Annotated in this window: 1 protein-coding gene; it reads left to right on the top strand. The window is 67.1% G+C overall.

Annotated features, from left to right (window positions below):
* Positions 1-53: 53 nt before the first annotated feature.
* Positions 54-413: class I fructose-bisphosphate aldolase (locus tag DJ021_RS18460; RefSeq protein ID WP_133255064.1), on the top strand; the 360-nt coding region annotated here is incomplete at its 3' end.

Here is a 413-nt window from a genome sequence, read left to right as displayed (position 1 = left end):
ACAGCCTCTGGTTCTTCTCGTCTAGTGCCACATCTCTAGCGAGCTCCCCGGCTATGGCGTCGGCTTCCTTCCTCAAGTCCTCCCCCGTCCTCGACAAGTCCGACTGGGTGAAGGGCCAGTCGCTCCGCCACCCTCTCTCCGCCTCCGTCGCCGTCCGCCACCACCCGGCCGCCGGCTTCTCCGTCCGCGCCTCCTCCTACGCCGATGAGCTCGTCAAGACCGCTAAAACTGTGGCGTCGCCGGGGAGGGGGATCTTAGCCATGGACGAGTCGAACGCGACGTGCGGGAAGAGGCTGGCGTCGATCGGGCTGGAGAACACGGAGGCGAACCGCCAGGCCTACCGCACGCTGCTGGTCTCCGCGCCGGGGCTCGGCAACTACATCTCCGGCGCCATCCTCTTCGAGGAGACGCTG

It is taken from the genome of Phenylobacterium hankyongense, assembly GCF_003254505.1.
GTDB lineage: Bacteria > Pseudomonadota > Alphaproteobacteria > Caulobacterales > Caulobacteraceae > Phenylobacterium > Phenylobacterium hankyongense.
Note: the sequence above shows the minus strand (reverse complement) of the source record. Positions and strands in the feature narration are given on the sequence as shown.